21 protein-coding genes are annotated in these 26,394 nt (G+C 35.9%); 6 read left to right on the top strand and 15 right to left on the bottom strand.

Features of this window, described 5'->3' with window-relative positions:
* Positions 1-3: 3 nt before the first annotated feature.
* On the bottom strand, positions 4-1,578 hold the full coding sequence (locus QZ657_RS07700) for a reverse transcriptase domain-containing protein (protein ID WP_291966024.1): 1,575 nt from the start codon (positions 1,576-1,578) through the stop codon (positions 4-6).
* Positions 1,579-2,126: 548 nt separating this feature from the next.
* On the opposite strand from QZ657_RS07700, the gene QZ657_RS07695 reads away from it, so the two are divergent.
* Positions 2,127-4,754, top strand: a complete 2,628-nt coding sequence (locus QZ657_RS07695) for an MGH1-like glycoside hydrolase domain-containing protein (RefSeq protein WP_291966022.1) — start codon at positions 2,127-2,129, stop codon at positions 4,752-4,754.
* Positions 4,755-4,764: 10 nt separating this feature from the next.
* On the opposite strand, the gene QZ657_RS07690 is transcribed toward QZ657_RS07695, so the two are convergent.
* From QZ657_RS07690 to QZ657_RS07680, 3 genes are read right to left on the bottom strand one after another with little or no spacing between them, the layout of a single operon-like run.
* Positions 4,765-5,832: a mandelate racemase/muconate lactonizing enzyme family protein gene (locus QZ657_RS07690; RefSeq protein ID WP_291966021.1), complete on the bottom strand. Its 1,068-nt coding sequence runs from the start codon at positions 5,830-5,832 to the stop codon at positions 4,765-4,767.
* The gene (locus QZ657_RS07685) at positions 5,829-6,902 is read right to left on the bottom strand and encodes a DUF1611 domain-containing protein (protein ID WP_291966019.1); all 1,074 of its coding nucleotides are present in this window, start codon (positions 6,900-6,902) and stop codon (positions 5,829-5,831) included. Before QZ657_RS07685 ends, QZ657_RS07690 begins: the two co-directional genes overlap by 4 nt.
* 8 nt (positions 6,903-6,910) lie before the next feature.
* Positions 6,911-7,972, bottom strand: a complete 1,062-nt coding sequence (locus QZ657_RS07680; protein WP_291966017.1) for a pyridoxal-phosphate dependent enzyme — start codon at positions 7,970-7,972, stop codon at positions 6,911-6,913.
* Positions 7,973-8,238: 266 nt separating this feature from the next.
* Between QZ657_RS07680 and QZ657_RS07675 the strand changes: the two genes are divergently transcribed.
* Positions 8,239-9,144, top strand: a complete 906-nt coding sequence (locus QZ657_RS07675) for a serine hydrolase (protein WP_291966015.1) — start codon at positions 8,239-8,241, stop codon at positions 9,142-9,144.
* Positions 9,145-9,172: 28 nt separating this feature from the next.
* Positions 9,173-11,992: an Npt1/Npt2 family nucleotide transporter gene (locus tag QZ657_RS07670; protein ID WP_291966014.1), complete on the top strand. Its 2,820-nt coding sequence runs from the start codon at positions 9,173-9,175 to the stop codon at positions 11,990-11,992.
* 61 nt (positions 11,993-12,053) lie between these two features.
* Here the strand turns inward: QZ657_RS07670 and QZ657_RS07665 are convergent, their stop codons facing one another.
* The 5 genes from QZ657_RS07665 to QZ657_RS07645 form a co-directional block, all read right to left on the bottom strand.
* A complete protein-coding gene (locus QZ657_RS07665; RefSeq protein ID WP_291966012.1) occupies positions 12,054-14,681 on the bottom strand; it encodes an MGH1-like glycoside hydrolase domain-containing protein in 2,628 nt (875 codons plus the stop codon).
* A gap of 328 nt (positions 14,682-15,009) precedes the next feature.
* Entirely contained in the window at positions 15,010-15,384 is a 375-nt protein-coding gene (locus QZ657_RS07660; protein WP_291962326.1) for a VOC family protein, read from the bottom strand.
* Between the two features lie 37 nt (positions 15,385-15,421).
* A complete protein-coding gene (locus QZ657_RS07655; RefSeq protein ID WP_291966010.1) occupies positions 15,422-16,330 on the bottom strand; it encodes an NAD(P)/FAD-dependent oxidoreductase in 909 nt (302 codons plus the stop codon).
* A 295-nt stretch (positions 16,331-16,625) separates the two neighbouring features.
* On the bottom strand, positions 16,626-18,875 hold the full coding sequence (locus QZ657_RS07650; protein ID WP_291966008.1) for an ATP-binding protein: 2,250 nt from the start codon (positions 18,873-18,875) through the stop codon (positions 16,626-16,628).
* A 266-nt stretch (positions 18,876-19,141) separates the two neighbouring features.
* Positions 19,142-20,284, bottom strand: a complete 1,143-nt coding sequence (locus QZ657_RS07645) for a histidine decarboxylase (protein WP_291966006.1) — start codon at positions 20,282-20,284, stop codon at positions 19,142-19,144.
* Between the two features lie 167 nt (positions 20,285-20,451).
* Between QZ657_RS07645 and QZ657_RS07640 the strand changes: the two genes are divergently transcribed.
* Positions 20,452-20,910 (top strand): Lrp/AsnC family transcriptional regulator, encoded by a 459-nt coding sequence (locus QZ657_RS07640; RefSeq protein WP_276471747.1) that lies wholly within the window; start codon positions 20,452-20,454, stop codon positions 20,908-20,910.
* A 282-nt stretch (positions 20,911-21,192) separates the two neighbouring features.
* Here the strand turns inward: QZ657_RS07640 and QZ657_RS07635 are convergent, their stop codons facing one another.
* From QZ657_RS07635 to QZ657_RS07625, 4 genes are all read right to left on the bottom strand, one after another.
* Positions 21,193-21,843: a peroxiredoxin-like family protein gene (locus QZ657_RS07635; protein ID WP_291966004.1), complete on the bottom strand. Its 651-nt coding sequence runs from the start codon at positions 21,841-21,843 to the stop codon at positions 21,193-21,195.
* A 120-nt stretch (positions 21,844-21,963) separates the two neighbouring features.
* On the bottom strand, positions 21,964-22,452 hold the full coding sequence (locus QZ657_RS07630; RefSeq protein WP_291966003.1) for a hypothetical protein: 489 nt from the start codon (positions 22,450-22,452) through the stop codon (positions 21,964-21,966).
* Between the two features lie 270 nt (positions 22,453-22,722).
* Complete coding sequence (locus QZ657_RS17215; RefSeq protein WP_366934162.1) at positions 22,723-22,815, bottom strand: FMN-binding protein; 93 nt, start codon at positions 22,813-22,815, stop codon at positions 22,723-22,725.
* 13 nt (positions 22,816-22,828) lie between these two features.
* Positions 22,829-23,197, bottom strand: coding sequence for a hypothetical protein (locus QZ657_RS07625; protein ID WP_291966001.1), 369 nt, complete (start codon positions 23,195-23,197; stop codon positions 22,829-22,831).
* A 426-nt stretch (positions 23,198-23,623) separates the two neighbouring features.
* On the opposite strand from QZ657_RS07625, the gene QZ657_RS07620 reads away from it, so the two are divergent.
* A complete protein-coding gene (locus tag QZ657_RS07620; protein ID WP_291965999.1) occupies positions 23,624-23,977 on the top strand; it encodes a hypothetical protein in 354 nt (117 codons plus the stop codon).
* Positions 23,978-23,990: 13 nt separating this feature from the next.
* Positions 23,991-24,998 (top strand): type II toxin-antitoxin system antitoxin SocA domain-containing protein, encoded by a 1,008-nt coding sequence (locus tag QZ657_RS07615; RefSeq protein ID WP_291965997.1) that lies wholly within the window; start codon positions 23,991-23,993, stop codon positions 24,996-24,998.
* A 279-nt stretch (positions 24,999-25,277) separates the two neighbouring features.
* Here QZ657_RS07615 and QZ657_RS07610 read toward each other — a convergent pair whose 3' ends face one another.
* Both QZ657_RS07610 and QZ657_RS07605 read right to left on the bottom strand, forming a co-directional pair.
* On the bottom strand, positions 25,278-25,931 hold the full coding sequence (locus tag QZ657_RS07610; RefSeq protein WP_291965995.1) for a hypothetical protein: 654 nt from the start codon (positions 25,929-25,931) through the stop codon (positions 25,278-25,280).
* An 82-nt stretch (positions 25,932-26,013) separates the two neighbouring features.
* On the bottom strand, positions 26,014-26,394 hold a 381-nt coding region (locus QZ657_RS07605; RefSeq protein WP_291965993.1), incomplete at its 5' end, for an HAD family hydrolase.

Below are 26,394 nucleotides of genomic sequence, written 5' to 3'. Positions count from 1 at the left end.
AACTTATAAATTAGATATTTTTTTTCCAATTTCCTTGTAAGATTTTTTCATTTCCTTACCAAAATTTGGCCAAAATTTCGAGTATTGTTTTTTAATTGTGTTATCCTTATTTATAGGTTTCATGACCCGATTTGCCTTATCCAAATAACTTATATAATTACCCCAATATTGTTCTTTCGATATAGAATAACCTGTTTTTGAATTTGGATCTGGCTTATAAATTAATCTTCTTTTCGCTCCCTTGTAAGTAAACCTTTTGAATAGTCTTTCCTCAAACAAATCATGATTTTTATTCTCAGGTTTTATTGCAAAATGGACACCTCTTCGAAAGGCCCTTTTCATACTTCTATAGAATTTAGAAAACCCCACAGTTTTAACCTTAACCTTACTCCCATTATATTGAAAACCCAAATATTCCAAATGCTTATTTGGAGAGATTTCTAATTTTTCATTTAAAATACCTCCCTTAAATTCACCATCAACATTTTCGTATCTATAGATATTAGTTTTTTTAGGTTGTATATCTAGTTTAGCTAAATTTTCGATAGAACTACGGATTAAATTATTAAAATAATTTTCATCTTTTTGTTCACAGACTATAATTAAATCATCGCTATATCTTTGATAAAAGCCTTCTCTTTCTTCAACTTTATCATATACTAACATATCAAAATCTAGCATGTAAATATTAGCTAGTGTTGCACTCATAGGGGTACCCTGCGGAATTCCTTTTAATTCACATTTACCTCTACATCTTTTATGTTGTTCACTACAGCTTTTCTCTACTCTTATTATATTCGTTGCGGTCTTAAAAAATTCTTCTTTTGAACAATATGCTACAACTCTTTCTCTCTTTAAGTTCCAAATATGCTTTACCCTTTTATAACGTAATTTTGTACGTTGATCATCATTAATTAACCCTCTTTCCACTATCAGCTTATGTTTAAATCTTTTAAATAGATCCAACTCATTCACATATCTTTTGGATATCAGGCTTTTGTAAACATTATAATGATCATCAGGCAAACTATCAATTTCTAAAATACGTTTCCATTGTTTATGAAGAATCTTATGATCAAGATTATCGAAGAACGAGGTCACATCAGCAACTATCATTGATAACTTACGATGCTTATTATTTTCAATAAACTTAAAAGTTTCAAAAGCAAATTCAATATTACTTTTATTCCCTTTTTGCCCCTTAATTATTGGAATTTTTCTATAAGCAACAGCACTTTTACCAAACTTTTTATCTACTAAATATTCTTCATAAGCACGAGTTAATTCAAAACTATAATAGCTATAAACAATGGAATCCAAATGTGAAGCATAAAAAATTGGTCGCTCCTTAGGCTTCTGTACTGACCTTTGTTTTTTACCAAATTTGTTTTTTTCAGCATCTTTATTAGGTCTATATTTTCTTTGGTAAATTTTCTTGTGTAATAAAGGTGTGAATTTGTGCTTGGCTATCTTTTTTGGGTTAGTCACATATTCGGTAATCCATCCTGAATCTTTTTTATTAGTCAGTGGTTTTCCAATATGTGGATACTTTTTAAACTTTAACCAGTCTGGATTCATAAATTCTTAAAAAAAGGGCTGGTCGTGGCCTGCTTTATGATGGTACAATCCTTATGCTACTTCCGATTTTACACGTAGGTAGCGCCACTCATTGTTAGAATTAAATTCATATCTTTAATACTTATAACACTTATATTCATGTTACAATCATATCAGACAGAACTCAAGACATTCCTAATATTCCTACAGGTGATAGGACAGCTTTCCACTGCTTTCACTCCCATTTGGATTATTGGAATGATTCTTCACACGTCAGCCAAATTCTGCATGTGATACACCTAAATGTATTTATAATAAAACGTAACCATCAGCTATGTTCCCAGCCCAATTAAAATTATTTCACAATAATAATATTATTAATTTATTGTCAGTTCTTTTCTTCTAAAAATTTAAGATTTTTCTTAAACTTTCAATAATGAAATTACAATTTTTAAAAAAATTAGAATTACCTATTGTTTTTAAATAATACAAATCATCGTAACGCAATAGACTCTAAGTTTTATTTTTTTCAATATTTAAATTAATAACATCAAAGCCTCTCAAAGTAAATGAACAACCCTGAAAAAATCCGCTTATCCCAACAACAAAAAGAAGAAAAAGACTGGTTAAAATGGGGACCGTATTTAAGTGAACGCCAATGGGGAACGGTACGTGAAGATTATAGTGCCGGTGGCGATGCCTGGAACTATTTTCCGCATGACCATGCCAGAAGTCGCGCTTTTCGTTGGGGTGAAGATGGTATTGCAGGTATTAGCGATCGCTATTGCAACATGTGTTTTAGCATAGGTTTATGGAACGGAAAAGATCCCATTATAAAAGAGCGCCTATTTGGGCTAACAGGTCCGCAAGGTAATCATGGCGAAGACGTAAAAGAGCTGTACTATTATTTAGAGAATACACCGTCTCACTCGTACATGAAGTACTTGTACAAGTATTCGCAGAATGCTTATCCATACAACCAACTCATAACCGAAAACCAAAAACGGAATCGTAAAGAGCTGGAATTTGAGCTTTTGGATACCGGTATTTTTGACGACAACACCTATTTTGATGTCAGTACCGAATATGCAAAGGGAGACGAGACCGATATTCTTATCAAAATCACCATTACCAACAGAAGCAATCAAGCAGCACCTATTACCTTACTACCACAAATGGTAATGCGTAATCATTGGACATTTAAAGAAATGTCCAAAAAGCCTGTTATCACTAAAAAAGGGACCAAAACAAACCCCTTTGTACACATAGACCACCCTTATGTGGGCAGCTACAATCTGTATTTTCAAAAAGCGGCACAGTTGTTCTTTACCGAAAATGAAACGAACAGAAAAAAAGTATATAGCGATACAAACGACCATCCTTTTAAAAAGGATTTATTTAATGATGCCGTTTGCAACAATGATTTTGAATTGGCCACCAAAAATAACTCCGGGACCAAATTTGCACCGTTATACCAAGAAATTATAGGTGGCGGTGAATCTAAAACCTTTCAACTTCGTTTGACAGAAGAAACTTTGAATACACCTTTTTCAGATTTTGATGCTATTTTTAAAGCACGACAAGAAGAATGTGCCCAATTTTATGAAGAAATAGCTCCTAAAGCAACCATTGATCGAAAGGCGATTTTAAAACAAGCCTTTGCCGGTTTACTATGGACAAAGCAATACTACAATTACGAGGTTGAAAAATGGCTGGAAGGCGATTACAAGACCACCCCACCGCCGGAGCAGCGTAAAAACGGAAGAAACAGCAATTGGAAAACATTAAGAAACCACGATGTACTTTCTATGCCCGATGCCTGGGAATATCCGTGGTACGCAGCGTGGGACTCTGCCTTTCACTGTGCCTCTTTTGCATCTATAGATCCTGAATTTGCCAAAGATCAATTATTGCTGTTCACCAAAGAATGGTATATGGCTCCTAATGGTCAAATTCCCGCATACGAATGGAATTTCAGTGATGTAAATCCGCCAGTACAGGCATGGGCAACATTACAGATTTACGGTACCGATAAGTCCATTACAGGTGTACCCGATATCAAGTTCCTAAAACGCATGTTCAACAAACTTTCGTTGAACTTCAATTGGTGGGTAAATCGTCAAGACAGAAATGACAATAATGTCTTTCAAGGCGGATTTTTGGGCTTGGATAACATTGGGGTCTTTGATCGTAGTCATGGTGTGCCCGGCGGTGGATTCTTGGATCAAGTTGACGGTACCGCTTGGATGGCCCTATATAGTTTAAACATGCTAGAAATAAGTCTTCGTATTGCAGAAAATGACGATACTTATGAAGACATGGCGACAAAATATTTTGGGCATTTTGTATTCATCGCAGAAGCCCTGAACAAAATGGATACAGATAAGGCAAATGTTTGGGATGATGTAGAAGGTTTCTTCTATGACAGGTTGACCCTGCCTAATGGGCAATCTACCACCATTAAAGTACGCTCAATTGCAGGTATGTTGTCCTTAGCGGCAGTACTTACCATTAAAAAAAGTGTGTTGGATAAATTCCCTAAGTTTAAGGCCAGTGTTCTTTGGTTTAAAAAGTACCGTGCAGAAAACTTAAAATATGAAGTAATACAGCAATACGAAGCAGATGGCGACCTACTGCTTTCATTGGTACCTAAGGATAGAATGCAAAAACTGGTCACCGCACTTTTAGATGAGAAAGAATTTTTAAGTGAATATGGTATACGATCATTATCTAAAGTACATGAGAAAGCCTATCAAATTCATATTGACGGCATAGAATATTCCATTGATTATGAGCCGGCGGAATCTACCGTGCCCTTGTTCGGTGGAAATTCTAACTGGCGCGGACCTATTTGGATGCCCATGAACTATCTGTTCATTCAAGCACTACGAGAATACCAATGGTATGACGGTAATGATTTTCTGTTTGAATACCCAACCGGGAGCAACAAACTCCTGAACCTTAAACAAGTGAGCGATGAGTTGAGCAAACGCCTGATCCACATGTTCGAGAAAGATGAAAAAGGCAATAGGGCAATCAACAAGAACTACGAAAAATACTACCAAGACCCTCATTTTAAGGACTTGATATTATTCTATGAATATTTTCACGGAGAAAACGGTCGTGGTCTGGGAGCATCGCATCAAACAGGTTGGACAGCCTTAGTTGCCAACCTTATTGAGCAATTGGAAGAATAAAAAGATCCTATTACATATCCGACTCAGAGAAACCCAAACCATGTTTTTCGGTCGGATATAAAATTCCCTTTTCCAATTTAAAAATGGAATGATAGGGATCATCGATTATATCTAAATGACCATCTAAATCGGCATACTTAATATTAGGTCTAGATAGGGCAAAGTGCAAACCTGCGGCAATACCCAGTCCGCACTCATCTATACAACCCACCATAGCATCTAATTTAGCTGCCTTGGCTACGGAATTGATATGCATACCCACCCAAATACCGCCTACTTTCTGTAGCTTGATATTCACCATATCTACCCGTTCATTTTGCGCCAAACGAAATGCATCGGTCAATGTTTTTAGACTTTCATCTGCCATAATAGGCACATTTACCTGATCCATTACTTCGCCCAAGCGTTCTTCAGCCTCCACTTTGGTGGGTTGCTCAAAAATTTCTACCCCAATTGCGGCAGTAGCCTTCACAAATGCAACCGATTCTTTTACAGAATAGCCTTGGTTACCATCAAACCGTAATTCAACATTTGGGTACTTTTCGTGGATCATTCGCATTTTAGCAATATCCTCTTCAAGGTTAGAACCGCCTTTAACCTTTAAAATGCCAAAACCTTGCTTTACAAATTCACTAGCTTGAGCCAAGGTCTCGTCTACACCCATAATACCAATGGTAATACTGGTAGCAATTTGATTGCGATAACCACCCAAAATCTTGTATAAAGGCACCTCGGCTTTTTTAGACATGATATCAAATAATGCCAAATCTACCATAGCCAATGCAGAAGACCGTTTCCCCAATACTTGTTTAAGTTCTAAAAGCAATAGCGCGTATGTAAATGGATCCTTGCCCTTTAAATACGGTATAATAATGCTATCTATGGCATGTGCAACATCATCAGGAGTTTCATTGGTAACTATAGGATCTGGCGCTGCGCAACCATAACCTATAATTTTACCATCGGTCTCTACTTTTAATATAAAGTTACTGGTACGATCTATAGTCTCATAAGCGATCGTGTAAGGATCGGAGAGTTTTAAATCTAAGCGCTCAAAAGAAATGTTCGTTATTCTCATTTCAATTTTGACTTCAAAATAGCTATTAAATCTTCTGCACCGTACTCCAACACATCAAAAGCCGGTAATTTAGTTTCAAGGGTAATTGCTTTGCAAATATCTAGAATTTCACTTTTCTCCATGCCTTCATGATTTACGGTAATGGCTATTACTTCTTTACCCGAAATCACTTGTATGGCATTGATCTGCTCTTCTAACGAATGCATTTTATATCCTGGGAACCCATCGTATTCCAATCGTTTTGGTGCATGTTGCAGAATAACATAGTCCGGTCTACCTGCAGCCAGAATTTCAAATCCGCCCGGGTAAGCAGGATTCATTAAGCTCCCCTGCCCTTCTATGACAATAACATCTGGATCTTCATTCTTGTAGGCACTGACCACGGCATGTTCAATTTCACCCGATACAAAATCATTGATACAACTATCCATCACCATACTATATTTAGCGCCTTGCATCCATCCGGTTTGTCCGGTACCTATCATTTCCGCCTTTTTACCGGCATTCCTAAATGCATGTACCAAAATCCAAGCAGTTGTACGTTTACCTAGGGCAGAATCCGTTCCTAAAACCGCTAATTTTAAACAGTCTACTTTTTCGATATCTCCGGTAAAAAAGTGCAATTGATCACGATCCGGTGTTTTTCTTATATCCCTGATCTTTACATTCTTTTCTTTGGCCAATGCCACCAATGCTGCATCGTTCGTTAAAAAATCATGCAAGCCACTGTCAACGTTCCAGCCTTGTTGCAACGCAGCTTTTATAGTGGCTTTTGCAACTTGTGGCAACCTACCACCATCTGGCGCAAGCCCTATTACCAAATAACTTGGCAAATTGTCGCTGGCCGTTAATGCTATGATAGCAGCTTCAAGATCTTTAAAAACAGGGATTCCGTTTGGTCTGCCATCTAAAACATCACCGGCATCTCTACCGGCATATTTAGCATCTAGCACACCAACCACCTCATAACGTTCGGTAAAGCGAACCAGCCCATGTGCCGTTTTACCGTTAGGCGTATTAAATGCCCCCTCACAATATACCAGTGCCTTACCGTCAATAACTTTCTTCATTTTTATATTTAATTTTTTGCAGTGAGCACCGCCACAAATCGGTCAGGCTCAAAATTCATTTTTTCGTCTAATTCTAAGAGTCCGATCAAACCCGCTGTCGATGCAGGTAAAATTCGGAACCCTTCCTTTTTATGTAAAAGAGAAGTCATCTCCTTTAGTTTTTTGTCGCTAATGTTGAAGGCATGCCCTTCAGATTCCTTAAGTGCATACAATGCCTCTTCCCCATCAAAACTGTGCCAGTTGATCAATGGCTCATTGTATTTGGTTTCTTTTATTGCGGCAGGATTAAGATCCTTACAATGATCCAGACCTTGCAAATAGGATTCTACAATAGGGTTCTTATGCGAAGAAGAAGCCGAGATCATTTTAGGAATACGCGAGGTCTTCCCTCTTTTGTAAAGATTTACAAAGCCCCTATAAATACCTGCAAACAACGTTCCGTTAGAAACGGGTACCGCACAGTATTTTGGGGCGTCGCCCAAATCTTCAAAAATCTCTTGTGCGATCTGCGCATAGGCAGAAATCTGCAGCGGCGTATTGGCACCGCCCGGATTTGCGTCATACCAGCCATGTTCTGCCGCCAACCTTGAACTTTCCGTAACCACATCTTCATAACTACCGGGTATACGAATAATCTCTGCGCCTAGGCTTTCCATTTCTATCACTCGATCGGTATGGTAACTTTCCGGTATATAAATCTTACAAGCTATACCCGCCAGGTCAGATGCCAACGCCATTGCTACACCATAGTTACCGCAGGTAGCCAAGCTTACCACGCTAAACTCGCGACGTAGCGCATCATACAATTGTGCAAAAGCAATACGATCTTTTTGGGTTCCGGTAGGGTTATCACCTTCGTATTTTAAATAAAGCTGACGAACATCGAACTCACGTTCTAAAGTCTTGGCACGGTGCAGACCGGTATCGCCTACTTCCAAACTTATAATATCTTCAAAGCACTCTAAGCGATCTACCAAAGATTTACGTTTATCCTTGACCATATCACTAAGTCTACGTGCCTCTGTAGACACCTTGTTCTCAGCCGTTTTTACGCCATCTTTAAGATTCATAAGTCTGTATAAATTCCATTTTTTAAGATACAGTTATTTTATTGAAATTAGATATAAATTTTTAACCCATTTGCCCTCAAAAAAAGGGACGCATAGGTACTATATATTCCGAAATTATTTTAAAAATTAACACCCTATTTTATGCGATATATGTCTTTATATTGATTTTACGGTGTTTTTAAAAAATGTACTAACCATAAAAATTAACATATAGCCAATGAGTGCTTTACCTAATTTTGACTACATTTTTAAATAAGCGAATGTCAATGAGATCAACCCCTGTAATTTTTCTTTTTTCCCTTCTATGCTGTGCCGCAGTACAAGCACAAAATGAGCTACCACTTCGTATGGACAATTCAAAGATCAAACCCCTGCAAAAATTGTTGGACAGCTCATTGCAAACCAATTTAAGGGATGAACTGGCTTCTCACCAAGAATGGAACGATCTTATCGTGCAAAAGAAAATGGCAGTTGGACTAGTTGATCTGAGCAATCCGGAAAAGGTAAGATTTGCAAGGGTCAACGGCAACCATATGATGTATGCTGCCAGCCTACCTAAAATTGCCATTCTATTGGCGGCCATGGATGCTATTGAAAAAGGCGAACTAAAGGAAACTACAGAAGTAAAGAAAGACATGCGTTTAATGATCAGTAAATCTGACAATGCCGCATCTACAAGAATGATCGATCGCGTGGGGTATGAAAAATTAGAATCGGTGATGTGCGATCCCAAGTATGCCTTTTATGATGAACAAAAAGGAGGCGGTCTTTGGGTAGGCAAACGTTACGGCAGTGGTGGTGAAACTAACAGAGAGCCCTTAAAAAATCTGAGTCACGCCGCATCTGTGACCCAAGTATGTAGATATTACTATCTATTGGCGAACGGTAAGTTGGTCAATGAAAAGCGATCCAAGCAAATGCTAGATATTATGGAAGACCCAGAACTGCACCATAAGTTTGTAAATACGCTGGATAAAATCGCACCCAATGCCAGGTTGTTCAGAAAATCGGGCTCTTGGCGTACCTATCATTCCGATTCCATATTGGTTTGGGGCGAAGACGGCAATAGAAGATACATTCTGGTTGCGTTGATAGATGATGCCAATGGAGAACAAATAATCAGAGATTTAGTAAAACCAATTGAAAAGGTGTTAAAAAAGCCAGTACTTTAGGTCTTGAAATACAGATGCCCATTTCTTGATGGTAGAAAGACTGATTAAAAAAATATTCGATGTACGTGAAGGCGAGTTCAAAGTATCTCTTTGGATGCTCGCCTACATTTTTTTGGTCATAGCCGTATTACTGATCATAAAACCTACGGTAAACGCTCTTTTTCTTTCTGAACTAGGTGTTGAACAATTGCCCTTTGCCTTTTTATTGGTTGCCGTTACGGCGGTAGCCACCTCTTTTTTTTACTCAAAGGCGGTTTCAAAATACTCGCTTAAAAAAGTAATTGAGATTACCCTGATCAGTTCTATTATTATCATGATCGGTTTAGGCATTCTATTGTCATTTGAGGTAGTGAGTGGCGTTCTGTTGTATTTCTTTTACATCTGGGTAGCCATTTATGCCGTTTTATCCGCCTCTCAGTTTTGGGTACTGGCAAATTTGGTGTTCAATATTCGTGAGGCTAAAAGACTGTTTGGCTTTATAGGATCGGGAGCTATTATTGGTGGAATTTTTGGTGGATACTTAACTTCTATTCTAGCCCCTATAATCGGCAATGAAAACTTAATGTTCGTAGCCGCCCTGCTTCTATTTTTTTGCATTCCCCTTCTGCGAAATATTTGGAACATCCGCGTTAAAAAAAATGGCAGTGTAAAAAAACATAAATCTGCGACCAACCTTAGTGAACCGCCTTTAAAACTCATACTAAAATCCAAACATCTCACCTATATTGCCAGCATTGTAGCCGTGAGTGTCGTAGTCGCTAAATTGGTAGATTATTTGTTCAGTGATTTTGCGTCGTCGTCTTTTACGGATGCCGATGAGCTTACCGCATTTTTTGCTTTTTGGTTTTCTACGTTCAATCTACTTTCGCTGATAATTCAGCTATTTTTCACCCATAGAATTGTGGGCATTTGGGGTGTAGGGTTTTCACTCTTATTATTGCCCATTGGTATATTTGGTGGTAGTATTTTGTTTTTAATGCTTCCTGAACTTTCTGCCGTTGTAGTTATTAAAGCGATGGATGGCATATTGAAACAATCCATACATAAAAGTGCCTCTGAACTGTTGACTTTGCCCTTACCTTTTGAGCTAAAAAACAAGACCAAATCATTTATTGATGTGGTGGTGGATAGTTTGGCTACGGGAATTGCCGGATGCCTTTTAATATTCGTTGTACGTGGGCTGGACCTACCCTCTTTTTACATTGGCATTCTTATAATTGCTTTGGTATGTCTTTGGCTCTATTTTATTTATAAAGTACGTATTGAATATTACAAAACGTTTAGAAACAATTTAGAAGAACTGACCGACTCCTATAAAAAAACCAAGAAGGTCACGGACACCAAAGTATCTGTAGTTGCAGGCATGCGCACCGTTTTTAAGAACGGTACCGAAGAGCAAATTCTATTTATGTTGGATAAATTGATGGAAATCAATGACAAGAGATTCGCAGATGATGTAGAGTTGCTGTTAGAGCACCCAAGTAATAAAGTGAAGTTATCGGCTATACAGAATCTATACTTTTTAAATTCTAAAAGTATGACGGCAGAGGTATCCGAATTATTAAAAATTGATGACCGTGAATTGACTATTGCCACTTTGGCCTATATTCTAAGTTTTGCCCATAAAGACAAATCGTTCATATTTGATGCGTATCTAGAACACTCAAACGAGCGTATTGCGACCGCTGCTCTATATTGCTTGGCTAGAGCGGCAAAAAACAACTATTCTTTAAAACAGCGCTACTCACTATTGGACCGTATTTCTTTGGCACTGAAAACCATAGCATCTGACCAAAAAGACCTGCCATACGTTGCATCGGTAATTGAAATATTGGGAGTAGCCAACTTGCCCATTTTCCACAACAGGTTGGTTGCATTTTTACAGCATAAAAATGAAGAAATCGTGAAAACCACCATAAAGGCTATAGGTACGGCAACCGATCCAGAAATGGTACAGCACATTATTCCCCTTTTGGCAGAAAAGGCATTTAGACCAACAGTACTGGAAGCCTTTAATGTATATGGTCAGCAAATTTTGCCTATACTGAAGAACCATGTTGCAGAGCGCCGGCAACCTTTATCGGTATTACGATTTATACCGACCGCAATGCAATCTTTCCATTCCAAGGAGGCCGTACATCACTTATTGGGTATTTTAAACCATGAAGACCTTACGGTTCGTTTAGAAGTAGTGAGGGCATTAAGTACTATACGGGCAACGCACCCGCAATTAAAATTTAATAAGTACAAGGTGGTATCGGTCATTTTTGACGAATGCAAACTGCATCACCAAACCTTATCCGCCATGCACACCCAAATCATTATTTCATATCGAAATAGAAATAAATCCAAAAAGGAAATTGGCGATGCAGAAAGAGATGCGCGCACCAGTCTTTTAGAGCTATTGGAACGCAGACTGGATTCTGGGTTAGAACGAATTTTTAAACTTTTGGGATTACGCTATCAACAAAAAGATGTAGCTATTGCCTATGAAGGTTTACTGAGTCAGAAACAAGAAGCGCAACATAATGCCATAGAATTTTTGGACAATCTTTTAACCGGCGAGCTAAAACGTAGATTGCTACCCATCATTGAGGAATCTGCCCTGGATATTTCTTCTGAAGAAGAGCTTCAAAAAATCAAACATAAAATACCAACGGAATTAGAATGTTTTAAACTTCTTCTACAGGGCAATGACCTTAAGATCAAACTTGCCGTATTGTATCTTATCGCACAACAAAAAGAACCCAGGTATCTACACATAGTTGCCCAATATCTTGATGACCCGAACCCTAAAATTAAGAGTTTTGCGCAGGCCGCACATCAATCTATTACTTCGGTCGGTTGACCTTTAACAACACAAAAGGGGCATTTAAATGCCCCTTTTGTGAATTTAACTATACTGAAAATCAACTATTTTGCTCTAGTTCCATAATTAAGTTGGCAATTAATGCTGTCCAACCTGTTTGGTGCGATGCTCCAAGACCTTTACCAGAGTCGCCATCAAAAAACTCATAGAAGAAATGTTCATTTTTAAATTGCTCATTCTTGGTAAATAATTGCTGCTCATCTTCTGAGTGGTATACAAATTTACCGTTCTCATTAGGCTCAAACAACTTAATAAGCCTTTTAGAAATCTCATTGGCAATCTCGTTCAAGTTCAGTTTTACTCCAGAACCCGTTGGAAATTCGTATAGATATTGTTTACCGTAATAAGAATAATATTTACGAAGCGATTGAATGATCATATAATTCAAAGGCAACCAAATTGGCCCACGCCAATTAGAATTACCACCGAACATGTTAGATTGACTTTCCCCAGATTCGTATGAAATTTGATGATGTCCGTTGTGTTGGAAAACGTAGGGATGCTCTTCATGATATTTTGAAAGTGATCGTATACCGTAATCAGATAAGAATTCATTCTCATCCAATAAACGGAACAATAACTTCTCTAATCTAAACCCACGCATAATGGAGAACAGATAATTACCGTCTGAGTTGAACTCTTCAATATTAGAAATTAAGGAAGCTAGATCAGGTCTTGTCCTAACTATTTCTGCCGCCCTAACTTTAAAATGCTTAAGTTCATCGAACAAATCTTTATGAATGATCTCTACCGCAAACATTGGTATGATCCCAACCAAAGATCTTACTTTTAGGCGATCCGTTTTGCCGTTGGCCATTTCTACAACATCATAATAGAAATTATCCTCGTCATCCCATAGTGAAATATCTTTCTGCCCAATGTGGTGCATTGCCCAAGCAATATTTAAGAAATGTCTAAAGAATTTAGCGACACTGTCCTCATAATTTGGGTTTATGGTCGCCATCTCCAATGACATACGCAACATGTTCAAGGTAAACATCGCCATCCAGCTGGTAGCATCTGCCTGTTGCATACGTGTAATACCTTCCGGCATGTGGTTACGATCAAAAACACCAATATTATCCAGCCCTAAGAAACCACCTTCAAAAAGGTTGGTTCCGCTTTTATCTTTTTGGTTGACCCACCACGTAAAATTGACCAATAGCTTTTGATAAGCCTTTTCCAGAAAATTAAAATCACCCTTACCGGTTCGTTTTTTATCCTTTTCATAAACCGTCCAAACGGCCCAAGAATGCACCGGTGGGTTTACATCACTAAAATTCCATTCATAAGCGGGAATTTGACCGTTTGGATGCATGTAACTTTCTTTTAGCACCAAAAGCAGTTGTTCCTTTGCAAAATAGGGGTCTATTTCTACAAATGATGCCATGTGAAAAGCAAGGTCCCATGCGGCATACCAAGGATATTCCCATTTGTCCGGCATTGAAATAACGTGCCTATTCGTCAAATGTTCCCATTGCTTATTTCGAGAATCAATTCTATATGGCTTAGATTCTTCTGGCCCACCAAAGAGCCACTTATAAACATCGTAGTAATAGAACTGCTTTGTCCAAAGTAATCCTGAAAAAGCCTTTTTTGCAATTTCCTGTTGCTGCGCAGGTAATTCTTTATTTAATATATTACCATAGAACTCTTCGCATTCTTGAATTCTCTTTTCAAAAATAGCATCGTAGCCGCCCCAAGGGTCGTCAAGTTTTTTCTTACTAAGGCGTACCTTGATCGTTTTTTCCTCCCCGGATTTCAATCTTAATTTATGCCAAACGGCAAATTTTGATCCTTTCTTATCCGGATTTATTGTTGGCTGCCCGTCTACTACGTAATTATTGATACCGTCCTTTACATATTCTACCTCATTGGGCACCCCATAAATACGTTGGTTGTTGGTTTCGTTCTCACAAAAAAGTTGCTCACCATCTTCATGATAGAAATAGTAACGCCCATTTCGTGTGCTACGGGATAGTACGGCACCATCTGAAATTGTTTTCATTTCAGGACGCTCAAACCTATTATTATGTTTCCAGAAATTACGGAACCATAAATGTGGTAGAACATGAATATTTGCAGCTCTTGGTCCTCTATTAATGACCGTAACCTTCATTAAAATATCGCCAACATCTTCTTTGGCATATTCAATAAAACAGTCAAAATATGTATTGTTCGCAAAAGCCTTGGTATCTAAAATTTCAAATTCCGCTTCCTTACGATTTCTACTCTTATTCTTTTTTACCAGTTCTGAATAGGGAAACTTTTTATGCGGATACTTATATAAATATTTGGCATATGAGTGCGTGGGTGTAGAAACCTGATGAAAATATAGCTCCTTAACATCTTCACCATGGTTACCTTCATCATTGGTAAGACCAAATAAACGTTCTTTTAAAATGGTATCTTTACCGTTCCAAAAGGCAGGTGCCAAACATAGGATCTCTCTAGAATCACAAAAGCCACCAATACCTTCTTCTCCCCATCTATACGCATTACTTCTGGCCTTGTCATGACCCACAAAGCTCCAGGCATGACCCTCTGGGCTGTAATCTTCCCTTACCGTTCCCCATTGACGCTCAGCTAAATAAGGACCCCATCTTTTCCAGTTTTTATAATTATCCTCAACGGCTAATCTTTCTTCCTCTGCATTTTTATGGATCATAAAGTCTTTTTCAATTATTCATTTTTATTCAACTTCAAGTACCCAAGGGCAATCTAAAAAGTTTTACAAATGTAATATTCAACTTGAATATCATGTTAAAAATACTATTTGTAATAGTATAAGAATGATTAACGTTGACATCAATTGAATAGTATTACCTAATTGATACAATTAAAACAATATGGCTGTTAACTTTCTAAATTTAACGTAGTTAAACTAGCAACATCGCAATTTAGAATTATGAAATCATGTGTACACGATATGACTACACAATAAAATGAAAGAATAAAAAATGCCGATTACAAATTAATTAAAGACCTTATAATTTTTAAATTCGCCAAGGCGGATTCAACCTATTTTCGCCTGCATAATATAAAATAAGTTGATTACCGTCAAGATCCTTTAATCTTGCCTCTCTCCAAAGCCATCTTTCGTCTCTAGGTTCTTGATCAAATTGCACGCCTTTATTCTGCAATGCCGCTACTTGCGCATCTAAATCTTCACATTCAAAATAAACATAGATACCATCACCTTCCGGTAATTTCTCTACCAAGTGTATGGAAAAAGTAGACATGCCATTGGGGCACTCAAATCTTGCATAGTATGGCAATGATCGTACAATTAACCTAAACCCTAAGGTTTCATAAAAAGCTATAGCTTTCTCCACATCTAAAGAAGGAACCGTAATTTGATTTAAGTTCATGACTGCAAGATAAAATTATCCTTTAATACCTAAGGCATTAAAATTTCTCTTTGACCAATTCCATATTAATAACGGCACCGACCATAGTACCGGATGCTACCGAGTTTGCCAATGAACGCATTTTTATACAATTATCGCCACAGGCGTACACTCCTTCAATTGTAGTCTTGTACATACTATCTACCTGAATATAACCTTCATCACTTAATTCGCAACCCAATGAAACCGGTATATCGCTATGTTGATGAAAAGGCAAAGCAGCGTAAAGGGCAGTATAATTCTCTTTGCTTCCGTCATCAAAAACAACATTTTTTACATGTCCGTTGTCATGTACTACCTCAACAATTTTCTTTTCTAAAATATCGATATTATGCGTTTTTAATTTACTTGATTGTTCCGTTGAAAATGAAGTAGGTCCATTGCTCAGAATACGAATATCCTTGGTAAGGTTATTTACCATTGGCGCTAAATGGTAAGCACGTTCGCCATTCGCAATAATGCCAGTTTTCTCATTTCTAATCTCATACCCGTGACAATATGGACAATGAACAACAGAAATTCCCCAGCATTCAGCAAAACCTTTAATAGAGGGCATTAAATCTTTTATACCGGTTGCAAAAACCAATTTCCCGGAGGTATATGTTGCCCCCATTTGAGTACCAATTGAAAAAATACCTTCCTTTTTAAAACCGCTAATTGCTTTATCATCCACAAAAGTTACGGTCTTATATGCTAAAACCTGAGACTTTGCTATTTCGCTGATTTCTTTAGGCGTTTTACCATCTTGTGTTAAAAAGTTATGTGAATGTGGGGTTTGCCTATTACAAGGCTTACCGCTATCAATTATTAAAACGCTTCTTAAAGATCTACCCAAAGACATAGCCGCTGCCAAACCGGCGTAGCTGCCACCCACTATAATTACATCAAAATTGTTCGCTTTATGCATATTCCTGTATTAAAAATGATTTAATATGAAAATTATCTTTGATCTGCATTTTCAAGTAAAAAATGAATTAACAAATTCTACACTAATGCAACAAAGTTGCAATAATACAATTTTTCAAATTAAAATGACCTCGCTTTGTGCAATACTTCATTAATTTCTTGATTGAAGAAGATTAAGATCAAAGGCATACTTTCGTAAACTTAAAAATTACCAATGACCCAAAAAAGTGACTATACCAATTTTTAAAACTTATGATTACTAAATGTATACAGAAGAACAGTATAAATATAAAGGCTTAGTTGACAGGTAAATAAATTACAAATGTAGATCCATGGTCTTTTTTACCAATAGCATAAATATAACCGTTGTGTTTTTCAACTATCTTTTTACAAATGGACAGACCGATACCCGTACCAGAATATTCATTTTTTGAATGTAGTCTTTGAAAGACTTCAAATATATTACTTGCAAACTCCGGATCAAATCCGATACCATTATCCGTGAATGATATTTTAGAATAATACTCTGAAGTTTTACTAAAGTTTTCTTTGATCTCGGCACCACGCATTCTTTTAGAAACAATGTAAATTTTGGGTGCAGTACCCGCTTTTCTATATTTTATGGAATTACTTATAAGATTAGTACATAACTGCTCTATCTTAAAAGGTATACCCAATATTACGGGTAGATTGTCATAAACAATTTCGGTATTGGTATCTTTAATAAGTTGAGACAATTCTTCTTCAACTTTAGCAATAGCATCGCCCAAAGAAATTTTTTCGAATTTTGAATTGACCTTATCAATTCTTGAATACGAAAGTAAGTTTTGTATTAATTCACGCATTCTAAAAGTGGCAGCCTTAATTTTATTGAAATATCCATGAACACCATTTGGCAAAGTATTTTCGGCCTCGGCTTCATCTTCTATACGTGATATAAACATTTGAATTTTACGCAAAGGCTCTTGCAGATCGTGACTAGCGACCCTATTAAAGGATTCTAGCTCCTCGTTGCTCAACTTTAATTTTTCGTAACTTTCTATTAACGCCCGATCCTTTTCTACACGGCCGGTAATATCCTGAACAATACCTACAGATACGGGCCTATTATCTATTTCAATATATTTCCCTTTTAAATCTAAATATTTTATCGCATTGGTTGTTGTAAATACACGATAGGTAAAAACCGTAGACGCACCTTTTTCTATATCATTAATGCTTAAAGATTCAAATATGGCCGCATCATCTGGATGTACGTATTTTTTATACGCGTTAAAGGTTACGTCAAAACTATTGGGCTCAACCCCTAATATTCTATAGAAATTATCGGAAACGGTAGCGCTACCGTCATCTAAATACCAAATAAAACTACCTACACCCGCTACATTTTCAGCTTCCTTGAAAATTGTGTTCTGAAGGCTTAGATCTTCATTGAGTTTTTGAAGGTTCTTTTCTGCTTCTTTAACCTTGGTAGTATCCCAAGCTGTATTGGTAATACCGTTAGCAGATTTAACTATGGTGTTGTATATGTATTTTTTTTGACCTTCAAAAGTATAGATGCTCTCATGTTCTTGGTTATCACCGCTTATGTAACACTTTTTCATTAAAGCAAAAAGTCCGTTATCCAAAACCATTGGGTACATCTCTAAAAGTGAGCCCCCTATGATATCATCTTGCTCTGAACCCGTTACTTTTTCAATGGCATTTGAAGTATACCTAAATTGAAAATCGATTATATTATTATTGACATCTTTAACCGGTTCAAAATGACTGATGACATTATTAGAGCTTTTATACACACCCTTTAAAAACTCTTCTGTTTCTTGTAATTTCTTGTTCTGAAGATGAACCTGGTTATTTACTTCCTGAATTTCACCTTTCTGCTTGTAGATACTTACAAAACCGATCAAGAATATACCAAAGGCCGTTAGCGCTACCAATAATGATGACATTGGTGTTAAAAATGATTGTGAGGTATACTCTTCTTTACGGGCCACCATTAAATAATTCTCTTCGGCCAGCATCCTATCCTTAATTACTTGAGATTCTGCCACTATTCTAGAAATACGCTGGTTTCGTTTGTAAGGCTGTTTTGAAAAATTGATTACAACACTGTCCTTTGGCACCAAACTATCTATTGCACCAATACTATCAACGTTAATTGTTGTATCTATTTCAATCTTTATTTTATCATGCAACAATTGTAAAGCCTTTACACGTTCTTGCTGAGCATCATTATCTTGGGTAAGACTTTTTAACCTAACCAATGACTGCCCCATTTCCGTAACGGTAATGGCAGAAAGATTACTTTCTTCCTGTTCAAAAAGTTTTTTAAGCTGAATAGTTTCTACCTCTAAAAACTTGGCGGAAACCTCTACAATAGCACGCTGAACTTCAAGTGTATGCGAAACCAGGTCACCCGTTTTATGGAGTCTATTTACCTGCTTGTAACCCACACTAACGGTATAAAGTAATAAGGCCATAGCCAGAATCAAAAGAATTACATAGGTTTTTGCAGAACCTATAAGCAATTTTATCTTGATCATGATCCGACTAAAAAAAAGACTTTTCATTTACAGCAACAGGTTAAATAAGTTTTACCGATCCTTAAAATTTCAAGGCTTGAATATACCTCATTTTATGTTCAACATATTGTTTAAAGTACAGAAATATTCCAGTATACTTTTTAAAGTTAACATTTGCAGAAATTTAAGTTCCATTTTTTTTAATATCCAAATCCGACTTATCAAAAAAAACGGTCCCACCTCGAATTGTAACGAAATGGAACCTAACTTTTACTTAAAAATTTCTACTAGTCCTGTAGTGCCAAATAATGGCCTTCATTGATCTTCGACTTTTGCTGTTCGCTGACAATATCTTTTATAAATTCATCTATTTGCTCTTTGGTTACATTGGGCATACAGATCACATGCGTAATATCATCCGTAGCCAATTGCCACTTCTTTTTAATAGCATCGGAAACTTTTGGTAATACTACGGTAATCGCCCCTTCGTTCATCCAAGCATTGACTCCTATTTTTATCAGTTCTTGCTTGCAATACTTTGCGGTCTCCAAACTATGACGGTAACGGGCCTCTAAGCCTTCAACACCCATTTTCTTAATGGCATACCATAAAAAAAGAGGACTGTGGCCATTTCTTGATCCGGTAATCGTTGTATCCAATGAACCAATATAAGATATTCCCCGAGCTATTCGGTCCCTTAACGATCGCTTGGCTATAATGACACCAGATGGAAATGGCGAACCTATAAACTTGTGGCCACTGATGGAGATACTATCGGCGCCATCTTGAAAATCAAAAGGAATACGCGGCTCAATAAATTGACCATAAGACCCCGCTAAAGCCGCATCGCAATGTATGTAGTGATTTTGAATCGCCAACTTCTTCAATATTCTTTTTACCTCAGAAACATCATCCTTTGCCTCTGTCATTGTAGTTCCAAAGGTGGTCAATATAATAGCTGGCTTATCTCTATTTAATTGAAGGGTATTCTCCAAATCCTCATAATCTAACTCCCCATTCTCTTGCGCTCTAATGGTTATACTGGGCAAGTTCAACAAATGAATGTTCTTTTTAACACTATAGTGCGTAGATTCTGAAAAATAGACCATTGCTTTTGGATGGGATTCCCTGGCCAAATAAAGACCGTATAGATTACTTTCAGAACCACCATTGGTTACATAGCCCCAAAAATCGTTTGGGTCCGCTCTATACAATTTTGCAAAGAAATCAACCACTTCCCGTTCCATTTCATGAGTTTGAACCTTATAGGTATTATCCTCATAAGGATCGCCTACATTATTAATGGGGTGCTTTAAAAATTCGTACAATCTTGAATAATCAAAATCCTTTGCTACCGGGTAACCTATAACTCTATCTTTCTCTTGAATTAATTTGGTTAACAGCTCATCTATCTGTTGTTCGTTATTCATGGTCATTAAATTTCTATTCGTATAATAATACTGTAAAATTACAATTACTAATAAAATATTACTACATATAAAACAAATACGGAATATAAAACTATTCTTATTAAAATAACAGTTTAAAATAACTAAATTCACCAAAAACAATTTGAATATTAGAAAAATAAACTAGCATGGATACGATAGATGGTAAAATATTAATGCAGCTTCAAGAAAATGCAAAGCAAAACACCAAAGAAATTGCTTCTAAAGTAGGGTTAAGTGTTACTCCTACTTATGAAAGAATAAGAAAACTGGAACAGCAACAAATTATTAAGGCCTATGTTGCGCTTTTGGATAGAACCAAAATAGAAAAGAAATTAATAGCCTACTGCCAAGTAACCTTGTCCAAACAACAGAAGAAATTAGCGGACAGCTTTAAAGAACAAATATTGCTGCTCCCCGATATAATGGAATGCCATCAAGTATCCGGTAACTTTGATTACTTATTAAAAATTGCATTAGATGATATAGCGGCGTTCCATGAATTTATTAATGAAAAACTATCAATCATCGACGGAATTTCAACTATACACAGTTCGTTCGTTTTAAACTCAGTGAAAGATAGTACCGGTTATCATTTAGACTATTAAAATTTAGTAATTCGCCTTTAAGCACCAAGCTAGCAGCGGTCTTACCATTTTTTTTAAATGTAAACGTATATCCTGTAGTAAGTTGAAAATACCGCTGATTCAACATCTAACATTCAAGTATGTATGAAAGTGTATGCCGGCGCTTTTCGTATTTAGGCGTTTCTTCCATTGAAGTAAATTACCTCTAGGCTCTGAAGTATCTGAAATACTGAACATCAGTAAATATTGTAGGCCGCATTTGTATTTAATGCATACAAAATGATCTTATTACCTTTTCACTACCTAAGACAGCTTCTTTAATTCCGCTATAATCTCTTCTGGCTCTGAACGTGTTCTATAATCCACATTAACATAACTCCATTTAACAAAACCATCTTTTCCTAAAATAAATGTAGCCGGTATGGGCAGAATATTTCCATTACCATTATTTATGGTTTCTAGATCTAAACTACGATCTATTCGCATATGATCCAACAAAAACTCAGGTACATCCCAAGCCACCCCGTATTCGGCAGCTACTTTTGCATTTTGATCGGACAATACTATAAAATCCATTTCATTGATTTCACTTTTTGTCAAGGAGCCATCTGGTACTTGCGGACTTATAGCTACCAACGTAGCACCTAAAGCTTGTATTTCGGTCAATCTAGCCTGTAGCGCCCTCAATTGCAAATTGCAATATGGACACCAATCTCCGCGATAAAATGTAACCACTACCGCGCCTTTTGCTCTTAAATCGCTCAAAGATATTGTTTCTCCCACAGCATTGGGAAGCTCAAAATCAGGGGCTTTTTGCCCTATCTTTACCGCATTAGCGCCTTTTTCAAAGGATTTTGCTTCCGCTATTACTTCATCTACACCCTTCATGAATTCAGGTTTTGCCAATCTGCCAGAAGCAATTTTAGCATCGGTTTGTTCTTTTAAGCTTTTCATGATTTGAATTTACTTGATATGAATAGTAAAGGTATTAAGACCAGACACGGGCAAAGCACCTTTTCCAATCATTTAACACAATATTGTTAGTTGTTTTTTCTGAATTTAAACACCGCCCAATTACACATTATTAGGGTTTTCAATGTCTTCGTCATTACATTCAATTTTTAAAATCCAACGACCATATTTAGAGAACTCTATATAAATTACATCACCCACATTTACTTTTTCAAAATCTTTTTTCAACAGACCATATTTATCAATATCCGGGTTCTGTTCAAATTCTATTTCATAATGATAGAAGTTATCCAAATCTCTTCTTTTGTATTTTACTTTTAGCTCGGTAGAAACTTTAATTTTCGCTTCTAAACCTTTCTCAGTTGGGCTTTTATAAAAGAAACGTAAGTATGGAATAAATGAAACAGCAAAAAAGAAACAAGCTAAAAATTCAACAAATCCAAAGCCTGGTTGTTTTAATAACCCTATTGCAATAACACCTAAAATGATGTTAGCGATGAACCATGCCACATTAGATTTTTTGCTTTTAGAGCGAATAATTTTCAAGTCATCTTCCGTAAACGGAGCTTCGTATTTTTTAGACTGATTCAATTTTTGATGAAATGATTTGTAGTGGTTTTATTAGTATATATTAACCTCTTTTAAGCTTAAAGATTATATTATTTGAAAATTTGTTTTTTGTGGTACGGCTACGTGTAGTGAGGCTAGAAGACGTTTCATTTCCGTTTGCTGACTTAGCTAAGGCTTATTGTTTTAAATTATTTTTTCCTGTTCAGAGCAAAATCCAAAAGATTTAGCGTCTTTACAAATCTATGCAGACTTTGCCGTTTAAGACCTAAATCTGTATATGTTTAGGCTGTATTAGCGTAAGTAATTTTTATATTGATTTAAACCAGAATTCATCATAGAAACTGTCCCTTTACTGGTGATAGTAGCCCCGGAAATCCCATCTATTAATACTTTTCCATCAATTATATTTTTTAGAATTTTGCTTTAAAGCAAAAATTATAGTATCGAGTTCTAGTTTTACACCAATAAATTGATTTTCATAGACAGAATCCCGAATTCCACTTCCCATTCCAGGGGTTTCCGAAATACGGTCAAACTCTATTCTAGAAATTTCTTTAGTATCTAAATTAACCAAAACCTTCCCCCAAATAATGTCCCAAAGTCCATCTCCCTTTACAAGTAAAATTGCTTTGTTTTGCTTTTTGTATTCAAAAATGGGGTAGTAATCAGATTTATTGGTTTCAAGGTTATTTGCATATAATTCCAAACACTCTTCCAAATTAGATTCTTCGATTTTTCCATTTTGACTAATTTTCCTAAAGTTCATTAAGGAATTTAAGTTTGTTTAATCATTATATGATTGTGTTATAAAAATTCCAATGTCTTTTTTATGAACTTCTGAGATATCACTTTTCAAAGAGCTAATAACCATTGGACTTTCTTTGCAACTTAAAAAAGTGGTTAGTAGAATTAGAATAGCTGTTTTTTCATTTTCATTATTTGCGCTAACTTGTTTGTATATGGTTTGTTGCATGGTTAAGCACGTAATTTAGTAAATAAAAACCGAATAGAAAATCCGCGAGGATTTTCGTAAGTAGGCTAGAACTAACAATAAATTATATACGGTGTTGGCAAATCGTATTTTATCACTTTAAAGTTGATAAATTGTTTATTAAATGTTAATAATTACACTTTAAAGTTGCTTAAGTTAAGTTTATTTTTATATTTGCAAAAAATTTAACACGCTAATATTGTGGATAAGTCAACTATAAAATCCTTTTTGCAAGAACTTAAGGCGATTATAAAGTCTCTCGGCATAATCTTCTCCAATCGCCCTAAAAATAGTATTCAGAATCTTGCAGATTTAAGTATTACCGCTAAGATGCGTGAAGAAATAATTTTAAACTTAGAGGTAGAGGATTATAGTGAAGGTCCTTTAGAAGAAACTCAACAAGGTGGAACAGAAATGTGGGTTTTCGGAAAGGTAATTAAAGGTCAGCAAGTTTATATTAAATTGACTATATCAAAAATGACAGGAACAGCAGTATGTATATCTTTTCATAAGGCAGAGTACCCTATGGAATTTCCTCTTAAAAATTTAAACTAAAAAACAAACAATTATGAAAAGTCCAATCACAGGTAAGGAAATGTCCTTACAAATTGAAAAGAGTATTTTGGTTTTTAGAAAAGAAAAATTTGAATATAATCACAAAAGTTATTTATGTGAAGATAGTGGTGAGTTATTTACGACCACAGAATTAGATGAATTTAATTTAAATCAAGTTTATAATCAATATAGAGATAAGCATAATATTCCATTCCCAGATGAAATAATCAATTTGAGAAATACTTATGATTTGTCAGCAGGAATGATGTCTCGTATATTAGGATTTGGAATAAATAGTTATAGAAATTATGAAAAAGGCGAAGTTCCAAGTTTAGCTAATGGTAAATTAATAAGTTCAGTTTTAAACAGTATAGAAAATTTCAAATACCAAGTCGATTTAAATAACGATTTAAATGAGGAAGAGAAAATTAAAGCTCTTAAAAAAATTGATGTAGTAAAAGCTAATTATACAGAAAACAAGGATGATAAAAAATATGTAAATATTTTATTTGAAGATAAACTTCCAAGCAATTTTTCCGGTTATAGAAAACCAAATATGGAAAAAATGTCAAATATGATTTTGTTTTTTGCTGAGAAATTAAATCCAACAGAAACAAAAATGAATAAACTACTGTTTTATTCTGATTTTCTTAATTTTAAGAATACTGCATATTCAATAAGTGGTGCAAATTACATGGCACATAATTATGGTCCTGTTCCAGTAAGGTTTGGTGGTATTTTTGATTATGCTTCTAATAAAGATTATATTTTTATGAAAATGGAAGATTATGGAAATGGATATTGGGGAAAATGTTTTTATAAATCTAACAACAAAGATTTTAATTCAGAGTTATTTAGTTCTGAGGAACTAGAATCATTGAATACAATTGTTAGTATTTTCAAAAGTTGTAATGCAACTCAAATTATGGAAAAAAGTCACGAAGAAAAAGCGTGGCTTGATAATGAGGAAAGTAAAGGATTAATAGATTATAATTATTCTTTCGAGTTAATTCACGTTTGATTTGGGATATGTTTGCCAACACAAAAATATGTGCAATTGCTTTTTTAAGTAAGAAAGATACAATATTCTAATAAAGTCAACTGGCATAGTTAGTTGTAAGAAATTCAACAACTGAGCAAAAACCAGTACAGTTGAATCTTCATGGAATAATACATTTTTCTATGATTAAAAACCATACTTACTTCTACATATTATAAGTACATTTCATTTAAAACTATGAAATAAAAAAAGCCAGTATTTTAAAATACTGGCTTTTTTATTTTAAAAGAAAGTGTAATGCTACTCTTCCCCTAACTCGGTAATTTTCTTTTCGTACAGTTTTTTACTTTCTACAACGGCAACGTTCAATTCTTGCATAATACCGTCTACACGACCTTCTATACTTTTCATTTGATCATTGATATTATCGAAAGAATTTAGGGCAGCAGCTACTTCTAAGGCTTTTACAACCTCAACGGCATCTCCATGTAATAATCTTAATTTGTCGATCGCTTGCGAAGTGTTTGCCAAGGTAGCGTTATACTTGGTTCTAGCTTTTTCAATAGCTCCCAAAAGCGTTTTCTTACCCTTTTCATCACTAAGACTATTGGTCTGTGTTTCCATCGCCGTAAATAGATTGGAAGCCTTTTCCTTTAAATCTTCGTACTCCTTATTCAAGTTATTGACACGACGATCCACTTTCTCCCAATCTCCATATACCTTGGCAAATTCCTTATCTTCATTCTTGGTATCTTCTAACGCACTTTTTAATGCATTTAAAGATTCTAGACCTTTGTTCACATTTTTATTGGCGGTTTCCTTTTTACTTTCAAAATCGTCTACCTGAGACTTAAATTTATCCTTTAAACGAATAAGGTCTTCCGGACTTTTATCTTTCCAACAAGAAGTTAGGGTAAGGGCAATTAGGGCAACAAATAGTGTTCTTTTAAACATGTAATACTTTCTTTAGTTAATGGTACTGCAAAGATACATATTCTAAGATGCATTTTATTTGAAAATGAAATAGTCAAATTATTTAGCTGTAGGTCACTAAAATATCTGCTGCCTTTTTTAAATCTGACGCTACAATTTCTGTTTTTAGAGCTAACGGATATTCTTGTTGCCCAGGTCTACCGATAAACGCTGCGCGCCACCCTGCCCAAAGTGCACCGGCAACATCCCAGCCGTGGGCCGCTACGAGCATACACTCCTTTAATTCTACACCCATTTGTTTTGCTCCCCATGCATAGGTATCGGTAAAAGGTTTAAACTTTCCTGTTGGCTCAACGCTTAGCATGTCATCAAAATACTCGGTCAATCCGGCATATTCAAATTGCTTTTTTAATCCGTGTTTAGATGAATTGGTGAAGGCTACCAATTTGTATCCGGCAGTTTTCAATTGTGTAAGTGCTTCTTT

Origin of the sequence: Maribacter sp. (assembly GCA_020629415.1) — a bacterium.
GTDB lineage: Bacteria > Bacteroidota > Bacteroidia > Flavobacteriales > Flavobacteriaceae > Maribacter > Maribacter huludaoensis.
This window is presented reverse-complemented; position numbering and strand designations above follow the sequence as displayed.

Excerpts from the sequence above, each read along its gene's own strand:
- QZ657_RS07625 (WP_291966001.1), bottom strand. The coding sequence starts at position 23,197 with ATGAACTTTAGGAAAATTAGTCAAAATGGAAAAATCGAAGAATCTAAT.
- QZ657_RS07610 (WP_291965995.1), bottom strand. The coding sequence starts at position 25,931 with ATGTTTAAAAGAACACTATTTGTTGCCCTAATTGCCCTTACCCTAACT.
- QZ657_RS07700 (WP_291966024.1), bottom strand. The coding sequence starts at position 1,578 with ATGAATCCAGACTGGTTAAAGTTTAAAAAGTATCCACATATTGGAAAA.
- QZ657_RS07615 (WP_291965997.1), top strand. The coding sequence starts at position 23,991 with ATGAAAAGTCCAATCACAGGTAAGGAAATGTCCTTACAAATTGAAAAG.
- QZ657_RS07635 (WP_291966004.1), bottom strand. The coding sequence starts at position 21,843 with ATGAAAAGCTTAAAAGAACAAACCGATGCTAAAATTGCTTCTGGCAGA.
- QZ657_RS07675 (WP_291966015.1), top strand. The coding sequence starts at position 8,239 with ATGAGATCAACCCCTGTAATTTTTCTTTTTTCCCTTCTATGCTGTGCC.
- QZ657_RS07640 (WP_276471747.1), top strand. The coding sequence starts at position 20,452 with ATGGATACGATAGATGGTAAAATATTAATGCAGCTTCAAGAAAATGCA.
- QZ657_RS07655 (WP_291966010.1), bottom strand. The coding sequence starts at position 16,330 with ATGCATAAAGCGAACAATTTTGATGTAATTATAGTGGGTGGCAGCTAC.
- QZ657_RS07670 (WP_291966014.1), top strand. The coding sequence starts at position 9,173 with ATGGTAGAAAGACTGATTAAAAAAATATTCGATGTACGTGAAGGCGAG.
- QZ657_RS07645 (WP_291966006.1), bottom strand. The coding sequence starts at position 20,284 with ATGAATAACGAACAACAGATAGATGAGCTGTTAACCAAATTAATTCAA.
- QZ657_RS07665 (WP_291966012.1), bottom strand. The coding sequence starts at position 14,681 with ATGATCCATAAAAATGCAGAGGAAGAAAGATTAGCCGTTGAGGATAAT.
- QZ657_RS07695 (WP_291966022.1), top strand. The coding sequence starts at position 2,127 with ATGAACAACCCTGAAAAAATCCGCTTATCCCAACAACAAAAAGAAGAA.
- QZ657_RS07650 (WP_291966008.1), bottom strand. The coding sequence starts at position 18,875 with ATGATCAAGATAAAATTGCTTATAGGTTCTGCAAAAACCTATGTAATT.
- QZ657_RS07690 (WP_291966021.1), bottom strand. The coding sequence starts at position 5,832 with ATGAGAATAACGAACATTTCTTTTGAGCGCTTAGATTTAAAACTCTCC.
- QZ657_RS07680 (WP_291966017.1), bottom strand. The coding sequence starts at position 7,972 with ATGAATCTTAAAGATGGCGTAAAAACGGCTGAGAACAAGGTGTCTACA.
- QZ657_RS07685 (WP_291966019.1), bottom strand. The coding sequence starts at position 6,902 with ATGAAGAAAGTTATTGACGGTAAGGCACTGGTATATTGTGAGGGGGCA.
- QZ657_RS07660 (WP_291962326.1), bottom strand. The coding sequence starts at position 15,384 with ATGAACTTAAATCAAATTACGGTTCCTTCTTTAGATGTGGAGAAAGCT.